At 53.3% G+C, this 23,039-nt stretch carries 27 protein-coding genes and 1 pseudogene; 13 read left to right on the forward strand and 15 right to left on the reverse strand.

Features of this window, described 5'->3' with window-relative positions; all coding sequences use genetic code 11:
• Positions 1 to 6 precede the first annotated feature (6 nt).
• Complete coding sequence (locus tag AB9F29_RS13675) at positions 7 to 666, reverse strand: hypothetical protein (protein WP_369756075.1); 660 nt, start codon at positions 664 to 666, stop codon at positions 7 to 9.
• Between the two features lie 250 nt (positions 667 to 916).
• On the opposite strand from AB9F29_RS13675, the gene rpsF reads away from it, so the two are divergent.
• The 5 genes from rpsF to AB9F29_RS13700 all read left to right on the forward strand — a co-directional run bounded on the left by rpsF (position 917) and on the right by AB9F29_RS13700 (position 4,015).
• The gene (gene rpsF / locus AB9F29_RS13680; protein ID WP_039002054.1) at positions 917 to 1,273 is read left to right on the forward strand and encodes a 30S ribosomal protein S6; all 357 of its coding nucleotides are present in this window, start codon (positions 917 to 919) and stop codon (positions 1,271 to 1,273) included.
• 13 nt (positions 1,274 to 1,286) lie between these two features.
• Positions 1,287 to 1,514: a 30S ribosomal protein S18 gene (gene rpsR, locus AB9F29_RS13685; RefSeq protein WP_039002053.1), complete on the forward strand. Its 228-nt coding sequence runs from the start codon at positions 1,287 to 1,289 to the stop codon at positions 1,512 to 1,514.
• A gap of 12 nt (positions 1,515 to 1,526) precedes the next feature.
• Entirely contained in the window at positions 1,527 to 2,156 is a 630-nt protein-coding gene (gene rplI, locus AB9F29_RS13690; RefSeq protein ID WP_335584273.1) for a 50S ribosomal protein L9, read from the forward strand.
• Between the two features lie 159 nt (positions 2,157 to 2,315).
• Positions 2,316 to 3,020, forward strand: a complete 705-nt coding sequence (locus AB9F29_RS13695; protein ID WP_369756076.1) for a hypothetical protein — start codon at positions 2,316 to 2,318, stop codon at positions 3,018 to 3,020.
• A 182-nt stretch (positions 3,021 to 3,202) separates the two neighbouring features.
• Positions 3,203 to 4,015 carry a class I SAM-dependent methyltransferase gene (locus AB9F29_RS13700; protein ID WP_369756077.1) on the forward strand — a complete coding sequence of 271 codons (813 nt, stop codon included), beginning with the start codon at positions 3,203 to 3,205 and terminating at the stop codon, positions 4,013 to 4,015.
• Positions 4,016 to 4,023: 8 nt separating this feature from the next.
• On the opposite strand, the gene AB9F29_RS13705 is transcribed toward AB9F29_RS13700, so the two are convergent.
• Positions 4,024 to 4,653 carry a MarC family protein gene (locus AB9F29_RS13705; RefSeq protein WP_335584276.1) on the reverse strand — a complete coding sequence of 210 codons (630 nt, stop codon included), beginning with the start codon at positions 4,651 to 4,653 and terminating at the stop codon, positions 4,024 to 4,026.
• Between the two features lie 105 nt (positions 4,654 to 4,758).
• Positions 4,759 to 6,090: a trigger factor gene (tig, locus tag AB9F29_RS13710; RefSeq protein ID WP_335584277.1), complete on the reverse strand. Its 1,332-nt coding sequence runs from the start codon at positions 6,088 to 6,090 to the stop codon at positions 4,759 to 4,761.
• A gap of 262 nt (positions 6,091 to 6,352) precedes the next feature.
• Between tig and AB9F29_RS13715 the strand changes: the two genes are divergently transcribed.
• Complete coding sequence (locus tag AB9F29_RS13715; RefSeq protein ID WP_369756078.1) at positions 6,353 to 6,841, forward strand: GFA family protein; 489 nt, start codon at positions 6,353 to 6,355, stop codon at positions 6,839 to 6,841.
• 24 nt (positions 6,842 to 6,865) lie between these two features.
• On the opposite strand, the gene AB9F29_RS13720 is transcribed toward AB9F29_RS13715, so the two are convergent.
• The 11 genes from AB9F29_RS13720 to AB9F29_RS13770 form a co-directional block, all read right to left on the reverse strand.
• Entirely contained in the window at positions 6,866 to 7,351 is a 486-nt protein-coding gene (locus tag AB9F29_RS13720) for a prepilin peptidase (protein ID WP_369756079.1), read from the reverse strand.
• A 10-nt stretch (positions 7,352 to 7,361) separates the two neighbouring features.
• Positions 7,362 to 8,237 carry a helix-turn-helix transcriptional regulator gene (locus AB9F29_RS13725; RefSeq protein ID WP_369756080.1) on the reverse strand — a complete coding sequence of 292 codons (876 nt, stop codon included), beginning with the start codon at positions 8,235 to 8,237 and terminating at the stop codon, positions 7,362 to 7,364.
• Positions 8,238 to 8,437: 200 nt separating this feature from the next.
• Entirely contained in the window at positions 8,438 to 9,439 is a 1,002-nt protein-coding gene (locus tag AB9F29_RS13730) for a type II secretion system F family protein (RefSeq protein WP_369756081.1), read from the reverse strand.
• A gap of 12 nt (positions 9,440 to 9,451) precedes the next feature.
• Complete coding sequence (locus tag AB9F29_RS13735; RefSeq protein ID WP_369756082.1) at positions 9,452 to 10,423, reverse strand: type II secretion system F family protein; 972 nt, start codon at positions 10,421 to 10,423, stop codon at positions 9,452 to 9,454.
• Positions 10,420 to 11,826, reverse strand: a complete 1,407-nt coding sequence (locus AB9F29_RS13740; RefSeq protein WP_369756083.1) for a CpaF family protein — start codon at positions 11,824 to 11,826, stop codon at positions 10,420 to 10,422. Before AB9F29_RS13740 ends, AB9F29_RS13735 begins: the two co-directional genes overlap by 4 nt.
• A gap of 11 nt (positions 11,827 to 11,837) precedes the next feature.
• On the reverse strand, positions 11,838 to 13,088 hold the full coding sequence (locus tag AB9F29_RS13745; RefSeq protein ID WP_369756084.1) for a CpaE family protein: 1,251 nt from the start codon (positions 13,086 to 13,088) through the stop codon (positions 11,838 to 11,840).
• An 18-nt stretch (positions 13,089 to 13,106) separates the two neighbouring features.
• Entirely contained in the window at positions 13,107 to 13,751 is a 645-nt protein-coding gene (locus AB9F29_RS13750) for a TadE/TadG family type IV pilus assembly protein (RefSeq protein WP_369756085.1), read from the reverse strand.
• Positions 13,748 to 14,248: a TadE/TadG family type IV pilus assembly protein gene (locus AB9F29_RS13755; RefSeq protein WP_369756086.1), complete on the reverse strand. Its 501-nt coding sequence runs from the start codon at positions 14,246 to 14,248 to the stop codon at positions 13,748 to 13,750. The genes AB9F29_RS13750 and AB9F29_RS13755 overlap by 4 nt, the downstream gene beginning before the upstream one ends.
• Positions 14,249 to 14,258: 10 nt before the next feature.
• Positions 14,259 to 15,731 carry a pilus assembly protein TadG-related protein gene (locus AB9F29_RS13760; protein ID WP_369756087.1) on the reverse strand — a complete coding sequence of 491 codons (1,473 nt, stop codon included), beginning with the start codon at positions 15,729 to 15,731 and terminating at the stop codon, positions 14,259 to 14,261.
• A gap of 5 nt (positions 15,732 to 15,736) precedes the next feature.
• Positions 15,737 to 16,540 (reverse strand): Flp pilus assembly protein CpaB, encoded by an 804-nt coding sequence (cpaB, locus tag AB9F29_RS13765; protein WP_369756088.1) that lies wholly within the window; start codon positions 16,538 to 16,540, stop codon positions 15,737 to 15,739.
• Positions 16,541 to 16,757: 217 nt separating this feature from the next.
• Entirely contained in the window at positions 16,758 to 16,934 is a 177-nt protein-coding gene (locus AB9F29_RS13770) for a Flp family type IVb pilin (protein ID WP_369756089.1), read from the reverse strand.
• A gap of 465 nt (positions 16,935 to 17,399) precedes the next feature.
• On the opposite strand from AB9F29_RS13770, the gene AB9F29_RS13775 reads away from it, so the two are divergent.
• Entirely contained in the window at positions 17,400 to 17,915 is a 516-nt protein-coding gene (locus AB9F29_RS13775) for a hypothetical protein (protein WP_369756090.1), read from the forward strand.
• A 122-nt stretch (positions 17,916 to 18,037) separates the two neighbouring features.
• Positions 18,038 to 19,036 (forward strand): Gfo/Idh/MocA family protein, encoded by a 999-nt coding sequence (locus tag AB9F29_RS13780; protein ID WP_369756091.1) that lies wholly within the window; start codon positions 18,038 to 18,040, stop codon positions 19,034 to 19,036.
• A 98-nt stretch (positions 19,037 to 19,134) separates the two neighbouring features.
• Here the strand turns inward: AB9F29_RS13780 and AB9F29_RS13785 are convergent, their stop codons facing one another.
• Positions 19,135 to 19,764 carry a hypothetical protein gene (locus AB9F29_RS13785; RefSeq protein ID WP_369756092.1) on the reverse strand — a complete coding sequence of 210 codons (630 nt, stop codon included), beginning with the start codon at positions 19,762 to 19,764 and terminating at the stop codon, positions 19,135 to 19,137.
• Here AB9F29_RS13785 and AB9F29_RS13790 point away from each other — a divergent pair.
• The 5 genes and pseudogenes from AB9F29_RS13790 to bfr all read left to right on the forward strand — a co-directional run bounded on the left by AB9F29_RS13790 (position 19,763) and on the right by bfr (position 22,802).
• On the forward strand, positions 19,763 to 19,951 hold the full coding sequence (locus tag AB9F29_RS13790) for a hypothetical protein (RefSeq protein WP_369756093.1): 189 nt from the start codon (positions 19,763 to 19,765) through the stop codon (positions 19,949 to 19,951). The two genes, AB9F29_RS13785 and AB9F29_RS13790, sit on opposite strands and share 2 nt — an antisense overlap.
• Before the next feature lie 195 nt (positions 19,952 to 20,146).
• Entirely contained in the window at positions 20,147 to 20,620 is a 474-nt protein-coding gene (locus AB9F29_RS13795) for a tRNA (cytidine(34)-2'-O)-methyltransferase (RefSeq protein WP_335584294.1), read from the forward strand.
• Between the two features lie 136 nt (positions 20,621 to 20,756).
• The gene (locus AB9F29_RS13800; protein ID WP_369756094.1) at positions 20,757 to 21,803 is read left to right on the forward strand and encodes an alcohol dehydrogenase family protein; all 1,047 of its coding nucleotides are present in this window, start codon (positions 20,757 to 20,759) and stop codon (positions 21,801 to 21,803) included.
• Positions 21,804 to 22,073: 270 nt separating this feature from the next.
• Positions 22,074 to 22,325: a (2Fe-2S)-binding protein gene (locus tag AB9F29_RS13805; RefSeq protein ID WP_082802320.1), complete on the forward strand. Its 252-nt coding sequence runs from the start codon at positions 22,074 to 22,076 to the stop codon at positions 22,323 to 22,325.
• Positions 22,315 to 22,802: pseudogene (gene bfr, locus AB9F29_RS13810) on the forward strand (bacterioferritin). Before AB9F29_RS13805 ends, bfr begins: the two are co-directional and overlap by 11 nt.
• Positions 22,803 to 23,039: the final 237 nt, after the last annotated feature.

The raw sequence follows: 23,039 nt of genomic DNA on the forward strand, positions 1-23,039 counted from the left end.
GCGCCCCTATTGTGCTGGGATCGGCATTTCGCGTTCATGACGCACTATCGCACCACGTCGCGGCGTAACGACCGATGCTTTCGCCATTTCAGCCTCGCCCATGAGGATATCGCGCGCCAAAACCTCGCGCAGCGCTTCAAGGCGGTCGTCCTTATCTGTCACCAGATCAATGCAATGCCCCTGCGTTTTGTGGCGCAACATAAGGCGCGCATAACCGGGCAAATTGCGCTGTGGATCGCGCGACAGGATCACGCTGCGAATATCGTTAAAAGGCATCCGTCGCAAAACGAGGTTTTGCCCCTTTTTGTTGCGCAAAACTTCGCGCAACTCGCGCTTCACACTGTCCACCTGTAACTCATATGTGGTGCCCTGTGCCGCAAACCAAAGCGCCAACAGACCCGTCAGCACAAGCACCCCAGAGAGCGCCGCTTTAAACAACGCGATATCGGCCCCCATTTCGGACCCCGGCATAACCCACATTCCAACAGCGATTCCGATGGAAACAAGGGCGACGCCCCCCGCCAATGCCTGCGCAAATCGCGCCCAAAATCCGGTATTGCCCGGCATCCGCACGGCATATCCCCACGAGGTCGCTTGGATCGCAAATTTCTTGGACCGCGCCGCAGCGGCAATTAACTTGCTCTTGTCTGACATGTGATTGATCATTGTACATTCCTGTCTTGTATTAAGGCTTGCTTAATATTCTCGAATCCAAACACGGCAGAACTGTGTCAGCAGTTGGTTAATACCGCGATAGTTGTATAGCGCTCCTCTTTACCCTGCAGGCTTGCATCCCCTCATTACCCTGCTATAAGGCCACCTTCTTCTGCGGCATTTTTAACAGCGCAACCTCTCGTGATCGGGTGCAGAAGGAATGACCGATCTTTGAAGTGCGCCCCATATGAACGGAGATCGCATGCCACTATACGAGCATGTCTTTATTGCGCGTCAGGACTTGTCCAACACGCAGGCCGAAGGCCTTATCGAACATTTCAGCACCATCCTCTCGGACAACGGCGGCAAAGTCGTTGAGCACGAGTATTGGGGTGTTAAAACCATGGCATACAAAGTGAACAAGAACCGCAAAGGCCACTATGCCTTTTTGCGCTCTGATGCCCCTTCCCCAGCCGTCCAAGAGATGGAACGTCTGATGCGTCTACACGAAGATGTAATGCGCGTTTTGACTATCAAAGTCGACGAGCACGCCGAAGGTCCTTCGGTTCAAATGCAAAAACGTGAAGAGCGCAGCGACCGTCGTCGCGAGCGCACGTAAGGAAGGCTAAACCATGGCTACTAAACCATTTTTCCGCCGCCGCAAAGTTTGCCCATTCTCTGGCGACGATGCTCCGAAGATCGATTACAAAGACACACGTCTTCTGCAGCGCTACATCTCTGAGCGTGGCAAAATCGTTCCTTCCCGTATCACCGCAGTTTCGGCTAAGAAACAGCGTGAGTTGGCCCGTGCAATCAAACGCGCACGCTTTCTCGCTCTGCTTCCTTACGCTGTTAAGTAAGGAGCGCACATCATGAAAGTTATCCTTCTTGAACGCATTACAAAACTCGGCCAAATGGGCGATGTTGTAGATGTAAAATCCGGTTATGCGCGCAACTATTTGTTGCCACAGCACAAAGCACTGTCCGCTTCCAAAGCGAACATCGAGTCCTTTGAAGCGCGCAAAATCCAGCTCGAAGCCACAAACCTTGAGACCAAAACTGAAGCAGAAGCGCTCGGCGCCAAGCTCGACGGTCAACAGTTCGTTGTGATTCGTTCCGCGTCCGACTCCGGTTCGCTCTACGGTTCCGTCACACCACGTGACGCTTCCGAAGTTGCTTCCGCTGGTGGATTCGAAATCGACCGTAAGCAAATTTCTGTGGTCTCCCCGATCAAAGAACTCGGCTTGCACAACATGTCTGTTAAACTTCACCCTGAAGTTATTGTGACGATCGAATTGAACGTTGCACGCTCCAACGAAGAAGCTGAACTACAGGCCTCTGGTAAATCTATCCAAGAGCTAGCAGCGCAAGCTGAAGCTGAAGCAGAATTCGAAATCGCCGAGCTCTTCGACGAAATCGGCGCTGCTGCGGATGAATTTGGCGACGACGACTATACACCTGCTGCTAAAGAAGAAGCAGTTGCGGACGAAGACGAAGCTTAAGCTTCCCTTCCCGAGCAATTTGAAGGCCGCGCAGTTCATTCTGCGCGGCCTTTTTTTCATGCGCCCAGTTTAATTTATTTTTTTCTTGAAAATAAACGCTCCCCCCCCCCAGACTTCCCCTAGATCATATTGAAAACGCGCAATTTTCTTGGAGCCCTTATGAGACATAAATTTACGGCCATCGCCCTTTTCGCCGCCCTCGTATCAAGCCAAACAGCTTGGGCGGGTACGGCATTTGAAGAAAGAGTAGATTGCCCAATTGGCGGCATTAAGACCGAAATCGTCAGCACATTTTCTTGTTCCTATGAGCAAGAGTTTACGATGAGTTTATCTCAGTTATCGACATGCGATTTCATCACCCATCTGCCTGTTTGCAAAACTGCTGACTTCCCGATCTATAAAGATTTTCTTCTCTCGGAAATACCGAAGCTCAAGGCAATGGTTAAAACCGATTGGTACAAAAAATCGCAAAAGGACTCTCGGTATTTACGGGCCTACCTTGTAGAAAAGGAGCTTGGCACCCTATCCGAAGCAGAAATGTTCACGCTCCTTCAGCAAGGTCACATGTATGATTCCGCCCGTTCCTACGGCAATGCCAAATATTACGCCGCATATCGCGAAGCCGCCAACGCCTTCCGAAATGTCGCAACGAATGAGGAAAAACGGTACATCTATTTGACCGCTGCTTTCGCACGCATTCGCAGCGGGGAGCCCGAGACAGCACAAGAGTTGCTTGATGCGGCGGCAAAATACAAAACACCCGGTGATCCACGCCTCACCAAATATGCAACTCTGGTAGAGGCCTGTATCAAGAAGCCTAACGCAAAAAAATGCCAACCAAATTATACGTTCGATTTGGACTAAAATAGGAGGGGGACGCGCTTACCTGCTCCGTCAAAAGAGCCAAGCCCGCCCCCTTTTCCATGCCCCAAACATGCAGCGGCTTGAGCCGTAGGTCTCGACATTTTCAACCTCGTTTTTCCACCCGTTTTGCTCTATAATGCTTACACCTAAGCACTGTTCAGAAATTATTGGGAGTTATGACAATGTCTAATACCTCATCCAATTTCGTCGGGGATATTCCAAGCTACTATGACAGCGGTCTTGGCCCCAATATCTTTTTTGACTATGCGGATTTGCTCGCAACGCGTTGCGCCAGCTTACCGGCCACCAATGTCGTCGAACTTGCAGCAGGGACCGGCATTCTAAGTCGCCGCCTACGCGACCGCTTGTCCCCAGAAACGCGCCTTGAGGTTACGGATCTAAACCTTCCCATGCTTCAGGTGGCCAAAAACAAGTTTACAAACAAAGACGTAGTCGATTTTACCGTCGCCAACGCCATGGATTTACCCTTTGAGGATTCCGAATTCGACATGATGGTTTGTCAATTTGGGGTAATGTTTTTTCCTGACAAGCCCGCGTCCTATCGGGAAGCTGCGCGGGTTCTCAAAAAAAACGGGTACTATCTTTTCAATGTGTGGAGCGCGATGTCCAAGAACCCGTTCGCGCAAATCGCCTATGACGCCGCCGCAAAATTCTTTCCCAACGATCCTCCCGCGTTTTATAAGGTCCCCTTCCACTATGGTGATCCCGTCCAAGTACGCGCCGACCTTGCCCAAGCGGGCTGGCACGATGTTGAGCACGAGACCATTCAACTGCAAAAGACCATTACAAATCTAGAAGCTTTTGCAACGGCGTTGGTTTTCGGCAATCCGATTATCGACGAAATCCGGCAACGCGGCGAGGTGGAACCGACTGTGGTTGCGGAAGCAATCTTGGAGGCCTTCCACAGCGCTTTCGGCCCAAGTCCCATTACGATCCCCCTTGAAACGACCACTTTTGTATGTCGCGCTCCTTAAAAGAATATCTATGGATTGAGGCTTATAGCGCCGACAACCTCAAGGCCTTGGAGGATGGAATCAATCGCGATTGTCGCAAGAATGATGCCCATTACACGGCTGATCACACTCGCCCCTGTCGTGCCAATAACCCGATGAATTTTCTGCGCCATGAGGAGAAAAACAAGCGTCACAGCGAGGACAGCCAGCAAAAGCACTGCGGTAACCGATTGTTCAGCAACGGAAAAGCGATGATTGTCCGTCAAGATAACCACCCCTAACATCGCCCCTGGGGAGGCAATCGACGGCATCGCCAGCGGGAAAACCGCGCCCGACAGATAGTCTTTTTCCGCTTCGTGAATTTCTGCCTCGGGTTTAGATTCCCCAAAGATCATCGTCAGGGCAAAGAGAAAAAGGATAATCCCCCCAGCGACCTGAAAGGCACCCAGCCGAACACCAAGGCCTTCCAAAACGAATTGACCTCCGACCAAAAATCCAAACAACACCAACGTTGCAATCAGAACCGCTCGAAGCGCAAATCGTTTGTGCAAATGGGGGGGCACTTTGGCCGTCGCAAAGAGGAAAACGGGAACCGACCCAATCGGATCGATGACCGCAAATATCGTTAAGAAATCTCTAAGGACGACTGACCAATCCATATTTCAAACTCCTCGACGCTGATCTATCAATTTTATATCACAAAAAAAGGGCCGCCGCTGGTTTAACCCTGCGACGACCCTCGTTTTCTTGAAAGCGGTTAAGCCTTACATTTCTTCTAGAGCTTCCACAGCTTTCTCAAGGTCTTCTTTGGTGACTGTTTTTTCGCTGACCGTGGCCAATTCAAAAACATAGTCTACAACTTTATCTTCGAACAATGGAGCGCGAAGTTGCTGTTGCATTTGTTGGTTTTGTTGAACAAATTCAAAGAACTGACGCTCTTGACCTGGATACTGGCGCGCTTGCGTCATGATTGCTTGGGTCATTTCAGCATCGGAAACTTCGAGTTTCGCTTTCTGACCGATATCTGCCAACAACAGACCCAAACGCACGCGGCGTTCCGCAAGCTTCTTGTGCTCGTCTGTTGTTTCGATTTCGGGGTGATCATGGCCTTCAACATCTGGGTTGTCTTCGTGCCATAGTTGATGCGCGATTTGACCAGCTTCGGCTTCAAGCAACGATGGGGGAAGCTCGAAGCTTACCAAACCGTCAAGCGCATCAAGCAATGCGCGTTTTTGAACCGCACGAGCAGCGCCCGCATATTCCGCTTCAAGACGTTCAGCGATTTGACCTTTAAGACCAGCAAGGTCCTCGGCGCCAAATTTTTTCGCCAATTCATCGTCAACCACAGCAGCGATTTCCGATTTTACAGCTTTCACTGTGCAATCAAAAATAGCTTCTTTGCCCGCAAGGTTTGCCGCTTGATATTCCGCAGGGAACGTCACTGTAACGGCAACATCGTCGCCAACTTTAGCACCGATCAATTGGTCTTCAAAACCGGGGATGAACGAACCGGAACCGAGAACCAATGGGAAATCTTCGGCTGTGCCGCCATCAAACAATTCGCCATCAACTTTGCCTGCGAAATCGATGGTGATTTGATCGTCTTTTTTGGCTTTGCTGCCAGCTTTACGATCTTCGTAATTTTTGACGGTTCCAGCAAGGTTGGTCAAAGCTTCGTCCACAGAAGCGTCATCCGCTTTTGCGATGAGTTTTTCAAGTGCCAGAGCTTTTAGGTCAACTTCTGGGATCTCGGGAAGAGCTTCATAAGCGACGGTAACTTCAACGTCATCGCCCTCTTTCCAGTCTTGGTTGGTCATTTGAATGTCTGGCTGCAACGCAGGGCGGTCGCCGGAATCTTCAAAATGCTTGCCAAGGCCGCCATCGATGGTCTCTTGAATGGCTTCGCCGATAACTTTCTGGCCGAATTGCTTTTTGAGCAACGCCATAGGCACTTTGCCTTTACGGAAGCCCTTCATTTCAACATCTGGCTGCGCTTCTTTAAGCTTTTCGTTAACTTTTGCGTCCAAATCGGCAGCGGGAATAACAAGCGTGTAACCGCGTTTTAGGCCTTCGTTCAGGGTCTCAGTAACCTGCATGGGGGGTCCTTATAGCAAAATGGCCGCGCGGACGCGGCAATGAGTTAAATCTCGGTTCTTCTATGGGGATGAGCGCCATGATGCAAGGAGAAAGGCCGCAATCGCACCACCATCGGCACACAAAGGCCGCGAGCGGCAATTTACAGCTTCTTTTTGACAAAAACCGCCAGCCAAGATCGCCCTTCCCCGAGGATTGTTTTGCGACTTGCGTCCGAAATCATGCTATAAAACGAGAGGTTCACAAAAAATCGAGGGAGGCACGATGATGGAAAATGCCCAAGGCGGATGCCTGTGCGGAAACCTTCGCTACGCTGTGGAAAATCAATCCAGCCGCGTGACGATATGCCATTGCAAGTTTTGCCAACGCGCCACGGGCGGCGCCTATATGGTTGAGCCGATTTTTGACGCACAGGATTTTCGCCTCCTCAAAGGAACACCGAAAAAATACGCTCATATCTCGGCGGGCAGCGGCAAAAAGGTTTTCGTTCATTTCTGTGACACATGCGGGACCAAATTATTTTTAACCTTTGAGCGTTTCGCCAACATTGTTGGGGTCTATGGCGGAACGTTTGATGATCCGGATTGGTTTGATCTGACTCCGGAAAACTCAAAGCAAATTTTCCTAGGCGTGGCCCAACGCGGCACGTCCATTCCGCCCCATGTGAATACCTATATCGAACACGCGACCGAACAAGATGGGACCCCCATAAAGCCGACGGTGTTTGAAACACACCAAATCATCAGAACCTAAACCACCCTTTGCGACGGACTCGGATCAGGGCATCAGGGAAGACGTTTGAAGCGCATAAAGCACCGCTAAATGGCCAATGCCAGCGAGGCTGATGGATAGTCCCATCGGCATCATGCCACGGGCACGCATCGAAACCCAGCCGCGCAATTGCGGGAGGGCCAACGCACGGGTGGCGGTTACGGCGACAATTCCCAAAAGCATCGCCCCCGAGAAAACCAGCGCAAAGAGCGAGAGCGTTCCCGACGGAATAAAAAGCATGAGCACGGCAAGAATTTTCACATCCCCGCCCGCAAAAATCCGCAGGAGAAACAGGGCAAACCCGATACAAAACACGATTACCGCGGGGAGGATGCGCAAAATGGCCTCCTCAAGTCCAATCAATGGAATGGTGACCACAAACAAGCCAATCCCAAGGAGCGAAGCCGTATTTGGAATCCGCATCCACCGCAGATCGCTTTGCGCGACGTAAAGCAGAACCGGCGTAAAAAGCAAAAGCGGCAAAAGCATCATTTCAGGGCCGTCAAGCCACAGATTGATGGGATATCGCCCTTCGCTCGATCGCTGTGACCAAGGGGGTTTCCTGCGCGGGGCTTGGCCCAACCAGAAGTAACCGACGCAGCAAGTCGCTCAGATTTCGGCATTCGGCCTTGTCATAAATCTGTCTGAGGTGACTGCGCAGGGTAGAGGACGAAATTTTCAACTCCTTGGCCAAAACGTCGCGGTTTAACCCATGGCTCAACAGCAAACACACGCGAAATTCTGCGCGACTTAACCCCGCCGGATTAAGGTCCGACAAAAGCGGTGCTGCGAGGGTTACATTCAAGGTTTCCGGCTGACGATCCAAGAGGGATTCCGAAAACACCCCCGGCGAGCGGCACGACCACGTTTGACACAGCGTGTCGCACAGGGACGTCAGCATCGCGCCGGCCCCTGATGACAGGCGGTTGGCGAAATGCAGTTCCAGAAGGTAAACCCACTTCCCATCCTGCCCCAAAACGATCACCACAGTTTCGGCCAGAGCGCGTTGATTTCTCAACTCCAACAATTCTGGCGCATCCCCATAGGCGGCCATGCTGGCGTACCAAACGGAGCCAACTTTGGCGTGCGCTATATAGGATCCTAAAATAAGGTCAGCAAACGAGCGATCCAACGCGCCGCATTGCGCCTCTCGCTGTAAGTCCACGGAAATAGATCGAATTTTCCCGTCTTGCGTTTTCGCGGCCTTCACCAGCGTCGCGGCTTTTGCCCCAAATCCCATTGAGATCGCCTTAAGGCCTTGCCGAAAGGACGCGACGCCCTGCACCGCTTGGCACCAGCCAGCAATGCCTTCGACCAGACTTACAACGCTCAAAGTATTCCCTAGGGTATTATCCCCATAATGTCCCTTAGTACCCACTTTATGCACCCCTTTAAAACATACTCGGGTGCCTCAAAAAATCTCAATGCTGGTTCTTCCAGCCTATGTCTTAATTTTAGGCCTGAATTCTTAATTCTGTCAACAAATTGCCACATTTGGCGGCTTTTTCACTGCATTTTCAATCCTAGCATGTATTTTTGGATGAATTGTGTCAAAATTAGGGCAAAAACCCTGTCCTCTTACTCGGCAAAAAACCGTGTATAGCGAATAACAACCGGGCCAATGGAAATTAAAATCAGCGCGGGAAGCATGAGGGACGCGAGCACAACAGACATTTTCACGGGCAGCTTATTGGCCATTTCTTGGGCCTTAACTTCCCTGAACTCTCGCATCTCTTTGGCGTACGCCGTCAGGGCCTCTGACATGGATGTCCCGAATTGAACCGATTGGCTGACCACAGCGGAAAACGAGCGGATGACATCCACATTTGTTCGCTGGGCCATGTCTTGCATTGCGGCGTCCCGATCACGACCAGCTTGAATTTGCCGCTGGACGGTGAGGAACTCATAGGCCATCTCGGGCGCAATTTCGGCCAATTCATTTCCAACCCGCGTCATCGCGGCGTCAAACCCAAGCCCCGCTTCAACAGAAATTTGCATGAGGTCCAAGGCGTTGGGAAAAGATTCCTCGATCCGCATCCGCCGCTCTTCAGCACGATCATTGAGCCATTTGATCGGAACAAAATACCCCAGAAATATCAAAACAGAGAGCACGCGCACAATGGTGCCATTCGACATCTCGGAGACACGGCTGGAAATATCAAACGGCAATTGAATGTCCGGCACGCGACTAATGAGCAAAACCGCCAACAGAACCCCGGGCAAGCCAAGCCCCAAAACAACACGGACCAAGGTGAAATTTCGCAGGTTGTGGGGACCGTTATATCCAGCTTGTGACAATTTGCGGGACAGATCGCTGCGCTCTTTCATATCCCCCGGTAGAAGCGCTTTCCAAATGCCTTTGGGGTCATGATTGGGGGCTTGCAAAAGCCCGAAATCCCGCCGCTGTTCACGGCGTTTTGTGGCGCTGGCCGCGATGCGATCTGCGGCGGGGTTGCGTTCCCCAACCAAAACCGCGACGCCCCCAAGGATGGTCAACGCACCCAATCCCATCCCGATGATAAGGACCATTTGCGGCGTGATATTCCACGCACTCGTCAGTGTTGTGAGTGTTTCAAACATGGTCGCAACCTTTCATATTCTAAATCTAACGAGTTTGGCGAGGATAACGGCGTTCAACACCGTGAACGTCACAACCGCGATGGCCATGGGAATGAAAAGCGGATCGTCATAGACATCCTGATAGTATCGCGGATTGGAAATTGACGTGGAAACGAAAATAAACACGGGGATCGCCGAGAGGAAATACGACGACAAACGGCCCTCTGCTGAAATCGCCTGAATCCGCCGCCGCATGGCGATCCGGTTTTTAACCACCTTGGACAAGACATCGAGCACCCGCGCCAAGTCGCCCCCCGTCCCGTGTTGAATGCCCAAACTGGCCGAGAGATAGTGGACGTCCTCAATGTCGATACGCTCGGCAAATTCCGCAAAAGCGTCGACCAAGTCGTCGCCAAAACTCACTTGGTCTGCGATCAGACCAAATTCGGAACCAATCGGATCCGGCATTTGCTCCGCGACCGAGGCAATCGAGGTGTTCAACGGATGCCCCACACGCAAGCCGCGCGACATTAGATCCAGCGCCTCAGGCAAGAGTTTGGTTATCGCCTCAATGCGCGCCGCCCGACGGTGGCGAATAATCCCGATAGGCAGGAGAAAGCCAACCGTAACACCTATCGCAATGGCCATCCAAAGCGTCACCTTCATAGCTGCCATTGCAGAAATAACGGCCGAAATGCTCAGACAAATCAGGATGAGCCGCGTTGGCGAGCTGGTCATCCCAGCTTGCCGCATCGCCTTGGGAAGGTCGCCAACAAACGGCAGGCGCGTTATCCACCCCCCGCGTTCCACCGGTTTGAGGACAGCAAGTATTTCCGCCGCCGTCGCCCCGCCCGCGATCATTTTCATCCGACGATTGCGTGCTTCATGTTTGTTCTCGGAGCGGCGCAGAAGTTGCCAAACGCCAGAGAGAAGGAAAAACACGCCCACCGCCAAAAACGTATAGACAAAATACAAAGCATAGGGGTGGGACATAAGCTGTTTCATTGCGCTTTCTCCCGTATAAACATAGACGCATCGATGCTAATCCCCGCAGCAATCAGCGCCTCGGCGGCCTTGGGGCGGATGCCCGTCGGAATGAATTCCCCTAGAATATCGCCATTTTCGCTGCGACCCGTTTTGCGGAACACAAAGATGTCCTGCATCGTAATCACATCGCCCTCCATGCCAGTAATTTCGGAAATCGACATCACGCGGCGGCGACCGTCGCTTAGGCGGGACAGTTGCAGCACGAATTGCAATCCGCTGGCGATTTGGCCACGGATGGCCGCCATCGGAAAATCAACGCCCATCATCGTCACCATTTGCTCCAACCGCGACAGCGCGTCGCGCGCGGTATTGGCGTGCACCGTGGTCATCGATCCGTCGTGGCCCGTGTTCATCGCCTGCAACATATCGAAGGTCTCAGCACCCCGCACCTCGCCCACGATGATCCGATCAGGCCGCATCCGAAGCGCGTTGCGCAACAGGTCCCGCTGCGCCACCGCGCCGCCCCCCGACGGGTTGGAGGGCCGTGTTTCAAGGCGCACAACATGGCCTTGCTGTAGTTGCAATTCGGCGGCATCTTCGATGGTCACAATCCGCTCTTTTTCAGAAATAAATGCCGACATAGCATTGAGCATGGTGGTCTTACCCGAGCCCGTGCCGCCGGAAATCAACACATTCATCCGCGCATCCACCAGCCCTTCCAGAAACTTCGCGGCTGGCCCCGTAAGGGCGCCACTCGCGACCAGTCGCGCCAGACTATAGGGTTGGCGCGAAAACTTACGGATCGAAATCGAAGGGCCATCGATGGCACAGGGCCGGATGATCGCATTCACGCGGCTGCCGTCCTCAAGGCGCGCATCCACCCAAGGCTGGCTTTCGTCCACACGGCGTCCAATCCGTGTGACGATCTTGTCGATCACCCGCAAAAGATGCTTCTCGTCGCGAAAGCGGGCGTTGGTGCGCTCCAGCACACCAAAGCGTTCCACGAACACGCTTTTATGGCCATTCACCAGAATGTCGTTGATGGTGGGATCGGCGAGGAGCGGCTCAAGCGGCCCTAATCCAAGCACCTCATCCATCAACTCGTCAACGATCTTCTTGAATTCTTCGCCGCGTAACGGCGTGCCTTCCTTACTCAAGACTTCGCTCACCAAGGAGGTTACTTCCTTGCGCAGCGCTTCATCCTCGACCTTGTCGATCACCGAGAAATTCAACCGATCCAGCAAGGCGTCATGCAGGCGACTTTTGAGTTCTAGCCGCTTAATCAACGTGTGTTCCGTGGCACTTTGTTGAGGATCGACGAGTTGCAACGGGGTCTTCAGCGCTTTAGCAACCGCCGCTCCGGGGAGGTCGATGCTTTTGGCTGAATTTTCTTTACCGTTTCGTGTGAAATTCTTGAACACCTTGGCTCTCCTTAGCTCGACTGAATTGATTTAAAAATGGCATCGGAACCCTGGGTGGCTTCGCGCTTCATCGGGTCTGTCTTTGCGGTCGTTTTCTCGTCAATGACCTCGACAGCAAGCTTCTTAATCGCTTTGGTCAACGCGGATCGGCTTGCCGCCACGGACAGCGGCACCCCGCGATCAAGGGCTTCGCGTGTGGCTTTTGGATCGAGGGGAAGCCAATGTCGCAACTCCCGCTCCAACAGCTTCGCAGCCTGCACATGGTGACGGCCTTTGAATATCGGCTTGGCTTCAAAATTCACAATAATATCAATCGGTAGCCTCGGGCTTTCTTCGGAATAGGCATCAATCAGACGTTTTGACTGGCGGATCGCAGGTACCGAACTATCGGTAATCAAATACAGCCGATCACTCATGTTCAGTACCGATTGCACCCACTGCACCAAGGTGCGCGGCAGGTCCACCACCACGTAATCAAATTGAAGCGTCAACTGCTCCAAAAGCGCTTCAACCTGCTCGCTAGTGAGCGACTCCATGGGCACAAATTCGGTTGGCGCTGTGATCACCGACAGCCCGCCTTTGGTGGCCACCATGGCTTGCGACAAAAACGTGGCGTCGGGGATAATTTCGTCTTTGGCCATCCGACAAAGGGAGTCGTTGGCCTCGATATCCAAAAAGCTTGCGATCCCGCCAAACTGCAAATCCAGATCGACCAAAGCGACCTTTTTGACGACATTTCGGCGCAGAAGTCCCGCCTCGCCCCGCAAGGCATCCGCAAGGTTGACGGCGACCGTGGTGCCGCCAATCCCGCCGCGCGCTTGGGCGACGGTGATGATTTTGCCACGCTGTAAAGCAAGCGGCGCAACGGCGGCAACCGGTGCCCTCAAGCGCTCCAAACACTCCGTCAGGTCCTTTTTGGTCACCGGCATCGGCAAGACATCTGCCACGCCAGCTTGCAAAAGTTTACGCGCCGCCGCCAATTGCAAGTCGGGGTCGCTGATGGCAACCACCCGCACATCCGGCCCTGCATTGCGGCATAATTCCCGCACTGCCACCTCGTCCTGTTCGCTCTCCCCCGAGGTTCGAAACAGGATCATCTCGCCCGAGGCCGCCAGTGCATGGGCGGTTCCGTTGGCTTTTGAAAGGGTCATATCGCGGCGGTTCAACTTGACGTTGTCAAGCGTGCAGACAACTGCGGAAATCGCGTCTGAGTCTGGGCCATTTGCGGCAAAAACCGTGATTTTCTGAACTGGCTCTGTCATTGACTTAACCTCCTAATGTTATCCATTCGTCCCACTCGCCAAGTCCTCTCCCGGAAGAGAAACACTCATTGAAGGGAAATTTATTGTTCCACCAAGGCCACTTGGGGCCGATCCCCCAGCAAGGCTGGCAAGCTGTCCGAGCGGTGAAATGAAGGTAAACGTAGCCCCCACAAGTTCCGCCGTGACCAAGGGAACATAGGGTCCGCCCAGAAACCCAAGGTTGGGGTCGAACGTGTAGGAAATTTGCAAATCGTCAATCGCCACACCGGGCGGAAGGATTGCGTTGATACGCGCCCATATTTCACTGGCGGTCGCGTTCGTCGCTGACCCTGTGCAGACGAGCGACGCTTGCGTGGCACAAATATTCGCCCCCGCGCCGCAACTGGTTCCAAACCGCGGCTTGGGCACAACGGATGTTGATCCGCGCGCGTTGATACTGGGCAAACCCGCGCAGGCGGCGGGGCGCACCGCCGCCAAACGGGCCGCAATATGCATCGCTTTTTCGGCGGCAATCCGGTGATAGGCCAGACGGCCAAAATCGATCATCCCGAACAACAACAGTAGGAAAAGAGCCAAGGCGATTGCGAATTCCACAAGGGTCGCCCCGCGCTCATTGCGCCAGAATTCAACGATCCGCGCCAAATATGTGTGATACGCCCTCATGACCCGAAAATCCGGCTTTGATCGGTGACGGTGGTCGTCACATCGTTGAGCGTATAGCCCGCGACGGCAAAGAAGCCCGAGAAAGGCATTGTGATCGTAATCTCTGCGGAAACTTGGGCAATAGGCGCGATGCCTTTGCGATAATCCCCCGCGATACAGCTATAGGTGGGGATCACCGAATTGACGGTAATGCCGTTGGGAAACAGCGTGGTGCCGCTGGAACTGTTGCGCACGATTCCCGTGAGTTGCGTGGTATAGCCCGCGACAGACCCCCCCGAGGTGCAAATATCGCGCGGCACAATCCGCGCCAGATACCGCGTCGCATCTCGCACGCCTGCCGCTGCCGATTGATAGGCCCACAGCATCCGTGATCCCTCAATAATCATGCCAAAAACCAGCAACGCAAACGGCAGCGAAATTGCCAGTTCAACGAGGGCCGTCCCGCGCTCATCACGACGAAAACCACCAAAGGCGCGTTTGATCCGATGTTTCAACATGCCACCCCCCTCACCGGTACAACTGCACGACGTCGCGGAAAATTCCGGTCGACCCCGCGCCGCTGCCTTGATCCGCAGGGCCAATCACTTCGCCCCAAATATCCACAGTGTTTGAGCTGACGGCCGCCACGGGCTCTGTCAGGAAAATCTCGACGAATTCGGCCACAGGTACGTTAACGGCGGAACCCTGAATATTGTTGGCGGCACAGTCGATCGCAGCCGCCACAATGACGCGGCGTTCAGGTCCAATTGAAGCACCGCCTGCGGTATTACATTGCGGCAATCCGCTTTCCGCCAGCCCATTCGGAAGGATACCCGCGTTGCCGCTCGTCCCTTGTGGGTTGGCAATTTCGGCCTTGTAAAGATCATAGCGCGTGTCGAGCGCAGGATTGATAAAAAACGGGTCGGCACCGCCATAATTGGTCGCGATGTAATTGGCATAGCCCGCCGACCAGTCCCCATCGCCAAAGCGCCCCCCAGCGCACCCCCCCGCGTTAAAACAATCGTCGCGCGGCAAGCCCACTGTATCGGGGGATGGGTCGTAGTTGTTTGGACAGGCGTTGCCGTTTGAGGGCACAACCCCCTTTATAACGTTGGGTGCAGGCGCATAGTTCGGGTTATTTTTCTCGCTCTTTAGGATCGTCTGAAAAATGTCAAACCGCACGTTAAAAATTGCGTTTTCGATGCCGTTCTTTTGGCCGGGTTCGGTATCGACCCCATTGAGCGCGTAGCACTGTGTGATCGATCCCACCGCCGCAAGTAAACACGCATCCAGCTTTACGCCGTTTTTCCCCGCGCAAGGGCCCTCGGAATCGACCAGCGCCTTGGACGGGTCCAAAAACCCGAAGTTTCCTGGTGCCCAAGCCGCGCCATTGCCACCAGAACGAAGATTAACCATCGTCCCCTTGTTGGCCGCCGACGTCCATCCACTTGGCTGGCAAAACATCAACGGCGTCACGTCACAGGCGAATTGGGTCATGCCTGCAATCGACTGGGCTTGCACGTTAATATCCTGAAGGGTCTCGCCGCGCAGAACCATTAACGCCCGATAAAACGCGACGGGCACCTCGGCTTCGGTGGCGGCCACGCGGATAAATCTGGCAAGGGCTGGGTTTGTCGTTACCGCCGTAGGGGCCGCCGTGTCACTGGCAGGCAAGGTCGAGAAAAACGTCAGGGTAAAGTCGTCGGCCCCCGACAGGGTATGATCGCCGCTGCCAAATTTGCGACTGTCGACGATCAGATTTGCGGCCGCAGTTGTCGCACGCGTTATGGAATCTGGGCGACCATCCAACTCTCCCGCTGCCGCGAGGGCCACATTGTCGGTGAAGCTCTGCATATCGGTCTGTGTGGCGGAAATCTGGCCCAAATCAAACGACATCGCCACCAGTCCGAGCATCACAGCAAGGGCCATCCCCCAAAAAACAAGGATGGTGCCCTTCTGGTCCTGCCCAAAGGTGGCGATATGTGACCTGTGGTTTGACATGGTTTCTACAGACCTTCGTCGGCGATTACGACTCCACGCCGCACTGTAATTCTCGGGGTGGAAATCATTTCCGGAACGGGCGAAACATCCTGCATCAGGTCGCTAAGCTTAAGGGAATCGAGCGGTTGGTCCTCCGCGCCCACATTGTTGCGCAATGTCAGGCTCAGGATGCCCGCTTGCTGGGCGAGCGCAAGGCGCTGCCCTTGATCTGGCGTCACTTCGACGGTCACGGTACGCGCCACTTCTGGCGAGTCATTGCCGATGTCGGAGTCCTGATCGACACCAATAACTTTGATATTTTGCAGGATCGTGACCGTGCGCAATCCGGAATTCCGCCCCTCGGTCAAAAGCACGTCAACGGAATCCCCAGGCGTCACAAAACCGCCCACGGCGGTCTCGGCGTTCACTTTGATGGCCATGGCGCGGTGGTTGGCCGAGAGCGACTGAACGATGGTGACTTTTTCACCCCATCCCGAGACCCTACTGGCAAAAAACAACTCTCCCTGTGACATGGCTTTGCGCGCCCGACGTGGCTCGACACCATCACTCGGAAGGAGGAAGTCGCGGTCCGTCAAGACGCCCACTGGCAACGCATCGCGCGGCCAATAGATCGTGGTAATAAGTTGCGATTCAATGGCTTGGCCAAAGGCGATATCGCGGCCCGCGACCAATACCCCCACGGTCTCGCTTTCTTCCTGCGAGGCCTGTTTGCTCAGCATCTGTGCCGTCAAAACATCCTGTGCAAGATAGACAGACCCAGCAGCAACGCCAAGGCCCGTGACGACGAGAAGAAGGGATGACAATCGCATGTGATAGGTCCTTTTATTGGACGACCGTTCAGCGGCCCAGAGGCCCCGAAACGGTCGTTCATTGACTTTATAAATCAGCTTTGTGTCCAGAGACAGTTGGCGCTTGAGCCGACAATAATATGCAGCATGGGTTTGGAATAATGCCGTCACTCAAGGCTTCATCTTAGGAAAACGTCCGGCGACCCAACTGTTTTTGAGCCGCCGAAAAGGTCTGCTATTATTGTAGCTGTGTAGACGCTGCACCCATTTTATTGCCCACATCATTACCAAGAGTAGCAAGCGCTCCACCGCCAAGGACAACAGCCAGAATTAGGGCAATGCCGTACTCAACTAGCGTGACGCCGCGCTCGTCAGACTTAAAACGTGACCAAGTTTTTGCAAAAATACTTTTCATAGTGTTCTCTCCATTTTACGCACCCAAGGTGCCCAGATAAATAAACGGCCCGCCCTCAGGTGGCCAAGTTCCATTCTAGCTTTTGCAGGGGGGCGCGCGCTTCATCTCTGCGGCTGAATTATTCGCGCCGAGGTTGTGTTTTCTGTCGAATTCCGAGGAAACAGACGCATTTACCGAATTGTAACCCTTCGGAATTTCATCATGGAATCACTGTCTCCCGCCCTGAAATGACCCCATAGTCGCGGATAGGACGGTGGAAATTGCGGCCAAAACGAACGGACTGACTTCATTTAGCGTTTAAAAACAAGCAAGGTCCGCAACACCCGTGTGGCCTTGGGCATATATTTGAGCGCGGGTCAGCGTGCCCAAAACCGTCGCCCTCACCCCAGAATCCGAATTAACCCATCCCGCCACTATCATTCCGCGCCGCATAGCATTAGGGAGTTGATATCTTAAGGAGATAGAATGATGGGAGCTTCACCAAGCGTACCTGAACTGGTTGCGGCGGCGCAAACCAATGCCAAAACGTCCGAAAATCGCATTTCGGAGGTTTTGAAACTTTTGGACGGCCAGAACGGATCTGACGCCCAAAACGAGGAGCTGCGCGCGGCGACTGTGGCGCTTGAATTGACCTCGGTTGATATCTTCTCGGTTTTTGAAGCGCGGATGCAGAATACCTTTAAACGGGGTCCGTTTGCACGCAAATTGAAAACAATGCTGGTCGCGGCGGAGCAAGCGGATCTTGCTGAGCGGTTCCATTTGTATTATTTGGCAGTCAACGTTCTGAAGCATGGCAAAGGCGCGAGTTATCGCGAGTTGCTCAACGACCCAAGCACGCTTATTGTGGTGCGGCCCGCCGAAGACCTCGTCGCCGACGAAGCGCACCCCGCTGCAGGCCTTATCGACGTCACTGTTCCGGGCTTTTTTGACGGGCTGAGCATGACTATTCTTGAAGCCTATCATTTCCTAGAAAACAGATAAGTTGCCGCGCCACTAGGACGCGATGTTGTGTCAATCCGTTGAAATGAACATCGTCTCAAGGCTTCGCAAACTATCGCGGCCCGCATAGGTTCGCTTTTTCGGATCACTCAAAGGACGACCATATGCTGCGCTGGGGATTGCTTGGAACTGGGTTTATCACTCACAAAACTGCAAAGGCGATTGCCGCTTCAAACGGATCAGAGATCCGCACAATTGCAGGACGCAATTCCGACGCCGTGGACGCCTTTCAAAAGGAATACAGCATTCCTACGGTCTCTTACGGGTATGACGAAATTCTGGCGGACCCAGAGGTTGACGTCGTTTATATCGGCCTGCCGAACCACGTCCATCACACGCTGACCATTGCCGCCGCCAAGGCTGGCAAGGCGGTTTTATCCGAGAAATCGCTGACCACAACAATGGAGGAAGCGCAGGCTCTGGCTACTGCCGTCCGTACCCACGACACCTTTTTTGTCGAAGGGTTTATGTATCTTTCCCACCCGCTCTACGCTCGTTTGATGGAAATTCTTTCGGATGGTCGCTTGGGCAACCTGCGCGCGATCACTGGCTTTTATTCGGCGGATATTTGGAACGTCACCAACCCTCTTGGGCGCGGCACGCTCTATAATCTGGGTTGCTACCCCGTTTCGTTGCTGCAATTGGTCGTCCAGACTCTCTGTGGCCAAGACATGTTTGCAACGGGTCAACTCGCGGGACTGGGAAATGTATCGACGCATGACGGCACCATCTGCGACGCCGCCGTGACCGCGCGATTCGCCAATGGCGTGCTGGCCACGCTGCAATCAACCGACAGCTACGGCATGGAGCACGGGTTTACGATTGCGGGCGACAAGGGCACGCTTGCGTTCGTGACTAATCCGTGGCTCCCCGTGGCGGGCCGCAACCACCTTCGTTGGACGCCCTATGAGGGCGAGGTCGAAGACATTTATGTCGATGCAGACCATGATGCATTCTACACCCAAGTCAAAATGGTCGAGGCCTCCCTTGCCGCCGGACAAAAAGAGGCGCAGCGCCCCTCGCCCCGCCTCACGGACTCCCTCGAAATAATGGCATTTCTAACGGAATGGGAGCGGCAATGCCTAGCGGCTCAACAACCATAGGCAACGTATCGAATGGCAGTGATAAACTCGTGGTTCCTTAAACCGATGATGCGTCGAGGGCTTTGCAACAGGCGTGCATTTCTAAGCCACCCCTCGCCCTATTTAATTTCGCGGCCAGCCCACCACAGACGATCTTCAATCATGAAAAAGCCAACTGAGTCATTTATCTTTACGCCAGGGTAGGCTTTCGCTTCCTCTTGGTCATAGAAGGCGATTGCTAGGGTAGCGGTGTTATTGTCTACCCAGTCTTGCGTGGCGTCTCGGCATGCGTCCTTTGAGCCGTCCGTTTGCGCCCGACATTCAAGAAACTTCTCTTGATAGGTGTTGCTAAATATTTCCTTATCTCGATCCGTGAAACTCCCAGGCAAAGCGCCGCCGAACTCCATTCCTTCTACAGTTATTTTCCGAAGAGCAAAGTCAGCACCGGACGTTCTATCGTACAAGACGATATAATCCCCATAGGCAAACGACCCTTCTCCGTCGTCGGCAGGCGTTTCAATCAAAAAGCCACAGGCGCGTTTTTCGTGCCAAAGCACATAGCGATCTATGTTTGCTGATTTGGAGCGGGTTTCCCAAAGAGAAATATTTCCTTGCTGTGGACTGCCCTTAACATCCGCCAACCTAAGGCGCGGGTAGGCATCTCCACAGATCTTTTCGATGCCAAAAGGAAAGTATGGTTCCTTCTTGCTGCGTTCTATTTGTTCATAGGAAATTTGAGCTTCAGCCATGGCGGCCAACTCCTCGTCAGTTGAGGGGCGGTGGCCTGGCACACAGGCGCTCAACGTCACCAACACCACTGAAAACCAAACCCAAAACCCGCGCGCCCTAGACTTCTTCAATATTACGCCCCCCAACGGATTTAATTCCGATATGCGCTCACACCCAATTGCCGTCACGCATGATGTGCCACAATAAGGACCACAGCGCCTCCTTTTGGGCAAGCGTAACTTAGCCGCGCACAACGTAGTTTTCGGAAGGGAACCGCAATCGCCACCTCCCACCAGCCCTTATGACAGCAGATTTGGCGCTGTTAAGGACGCATTGGTTGGGGTAACAGGGGCCAGCAACGGGCCGATCCTGCGCCCGTGACTTAGAAAGTCTGCACAGCCTATGTCTGATCCGTGCCTGAAACTGGTATTAGTTACCCCTGAAATTCCCTACAATACCGGCGCGATTGGGCGGACCTGTGTGGCGCTAAATCTGGAGCTGATCCTGATCAAACCCTACGGGTTTTCCCTCGACGAAAAGGCCGTGCGACGCGCGGGAACGGATTACTGGAAACATGTTCATCTGAGCGAATATGACACGTGGCAAAGCTTTTTGGATCAACGAAACCCGCCGCGCGATAGCATGTATTTCTTTGAGGAACATGGCGAACAGAGCATTTATGCGCCTGACTATCAGCAGGACGCTTATTTGGTTTTCGGATGTGAATCCAAAGGCTTGCCACCTGAAATCTTGGACGGCATGGGCGATCGCGTGCATAGTTTGCCGATGCTCAATCCTCTTGTTCGATCCCTTAACTTGGCAAATGTCGCCACCGCCGTTGTCTATCAAGCGATGCGCACGCAACTCGGCGGCTAGCGGTCCTTAGGACGGTTGCGCTTTGTCGGGCCATAGCCGACTTTGGTTTAAAGTGCCGCAGATGTTTGTTCCACGCCCAGATTGATATTTTCAGTTGTTTCTCTAAGGGTGCGCTTTGTTTTGCAAGGAGATCAATATGTCTTTCCCCGAAAAAATGTCCGGAGTTGTTCTGAATGGTCATGGCGGTTCGGAAATGCTTGAGTGGCCCGATGATCTCCCCGTTCCCGTGCTGCGGGAAAGCGATGTCCTTGTACGGGTCAGTGCCACAGGCGTAAACAACACGGATATCAACACCCGGACGGCTTGGTATTCCAAGGGCGAAGCAGAAGCAGACGATGCGTCATGGTCTGGTACACCGCTTACATTTCCACGCATTCAGGGAGCAGATGTTTGCGGCAAAATTGTTGCTGTCGGCGCGGTAATCGACGCGTCTCGGATTGGTCAACGTGTCCTGATCGAACCGTGTATCCGCGAGGCGAATGGGGACACACTTGAGACGCCATGGTATTTTGGGTCTGAGTGTGACGGTGGATTTGCCCAGTACACGCGGGTTGCAGCACGCCACGCTCACGCAATCAATTGCGATTTGACCGATATAGAACTGGCGTCCTTTCCGTGCTCCTACTCTACAGCCGAAAATATGCTGACACGCGCCAATGTGCGCAAGGGCGAGACCATTTTGGTAACGGGTGCATCTGGTGGTGTCGGTTCGGCGACGGTTCAATTGGCGCAAGCGCGTGGGGCAAAGGTCATTGCTGTCACAAGCGCGTCAAAAGCCAAAACTCTCTTAGAACTTGGTGCGATGAAAACACTTGATCGTGGCGATGATCTTGTTGCCGCGCTTGGTGCAAATAGCGTTGATGTCGTTATTGATTTGGTGGCTGGCCCGAAGTGGCCGTCATTGCTTGACGTGTTGCGCCCCGGCGGACGCTATGCAGTTGCTGGGGCCATCGGGGGCCCCATTGTCGAGCTTGATATCCATACGCTCTATCTCAAAGACCTCCGCTTCTCTGGCTGCACGGTTCTTGAGCCGCAAGTTTTCAGCAATCTTGTTGGGCGGATCGAACGCAAAGAAATCGCACCTTTGGTGGCTGAAACCTATCCACTTCACAATATCGCAGCTGCACAAAGCGCTTTTGGCGAAAAGGGACATATCGGAAAAATCGTACTCGTATTGGACTGACGGAATTCGTTTGAGCATATCCGAGAGCGGATATGCTCACCTAAATCGCAAACATCTGCAAAGTCCGCTCAGCAGATTTTAGTGCCGATTTTAGCCAACAGCCACTTCCCACCCATTTTGTTGAACAACGCCGTGTTGCGAGCGCAGAACATAAACCGCTCTCGTCAGACTCCTCTGATACCGCTCGCCTCAATTAGTTTATCGTTTTTGTCGGGATTGACATTTTCTCAATTTATCCGATATTGGGGCCACGAAAACGGGGCGTATTCCATGATCATCTGTAGTTGCCAATCCATAAATGACAAAAGCATCCACGCCGCGATTGAGTGGATGCGCGCCGCCGACGATAAAGTCATAATAACCCCAGGTAAAATTTATCGCGCTCTCGGCAAAACTCCGCAATGTGGCGGCTGTATGAAACTTTTCATTGCAACCATGCGGACCAACACTAAGTTCGGCGTACCTGTGGAGTTGCAAGGACTGCGCAGCGACAAAAAAAGGAGAACGCGCCATGAAGGGTGATAAAAAAAAGTCATCGAGGTCCTGAACAAGGCTCTGAGGATTGAGCTAACGGCGGTAAGCCAGTTTTGGCTTCATTACCGTCTGCAAAAAGATTGGGGTTACGGCAAACTTGCCAAAAAAATGCGCGAGGAAAGCATCGAAGAGATGGAGCATGCGGATAAGCTGATTGACCGCATCCTGTTTCTTGAGGGCCATCCAAACCTCCAAACCCTCGATCCACTGCGCATCGGCGAGAATTTGCGCGAGACGCTGACTTGCGATCTTGAAGCGGAGATGGAAGCCGTTAAATTTTACACCGAAGCGCGCAAAGTATGTTCTGACGCCTCGGATTACGCCTCCATGCATTTGTTTGAGCAACTGATCCTTGATGAACAAAACCACGTTGATTTCTTGGAAACGCAGATTGGGTTGCTGGATCAAATTGGGGTCCAAAACTATGGCCAGTTGAATGCAGATTCCGCGGATGTGGCAGAATAGCAGGCACTCCTCCGATGTCTCGGCGAATTAGGATTACCGTTTTGCCGACGCTCTGATTTTGGGCAGGTTGGCTGATCCAAGCGCGACCCCACCAAGAAACAGTCTTAAACGCGCCGCTAAGTGATAAGGCGCGTTTAAGGTGTCCTCGCCAAACCTCGCATCCGTTATCACCGTTTTGGGTGGGCCCTTTGGCAAGGACCATACTTTCGAGTTGATGTCCGATGTTGAGGCTTAAAA

It is taken from the genome of Falsihalocynthiibacter sp. S25ZX9 (assembly GCF_041205405.1).
GTDB classification, from domain to species: Bacteria; Pseudomonadota; Alphaproteobacteria; order Rhodobacterales; family Rhodobacteraceae; genus Falsihalocynthiibacter; species Falsihalocynthiibacter arcticus.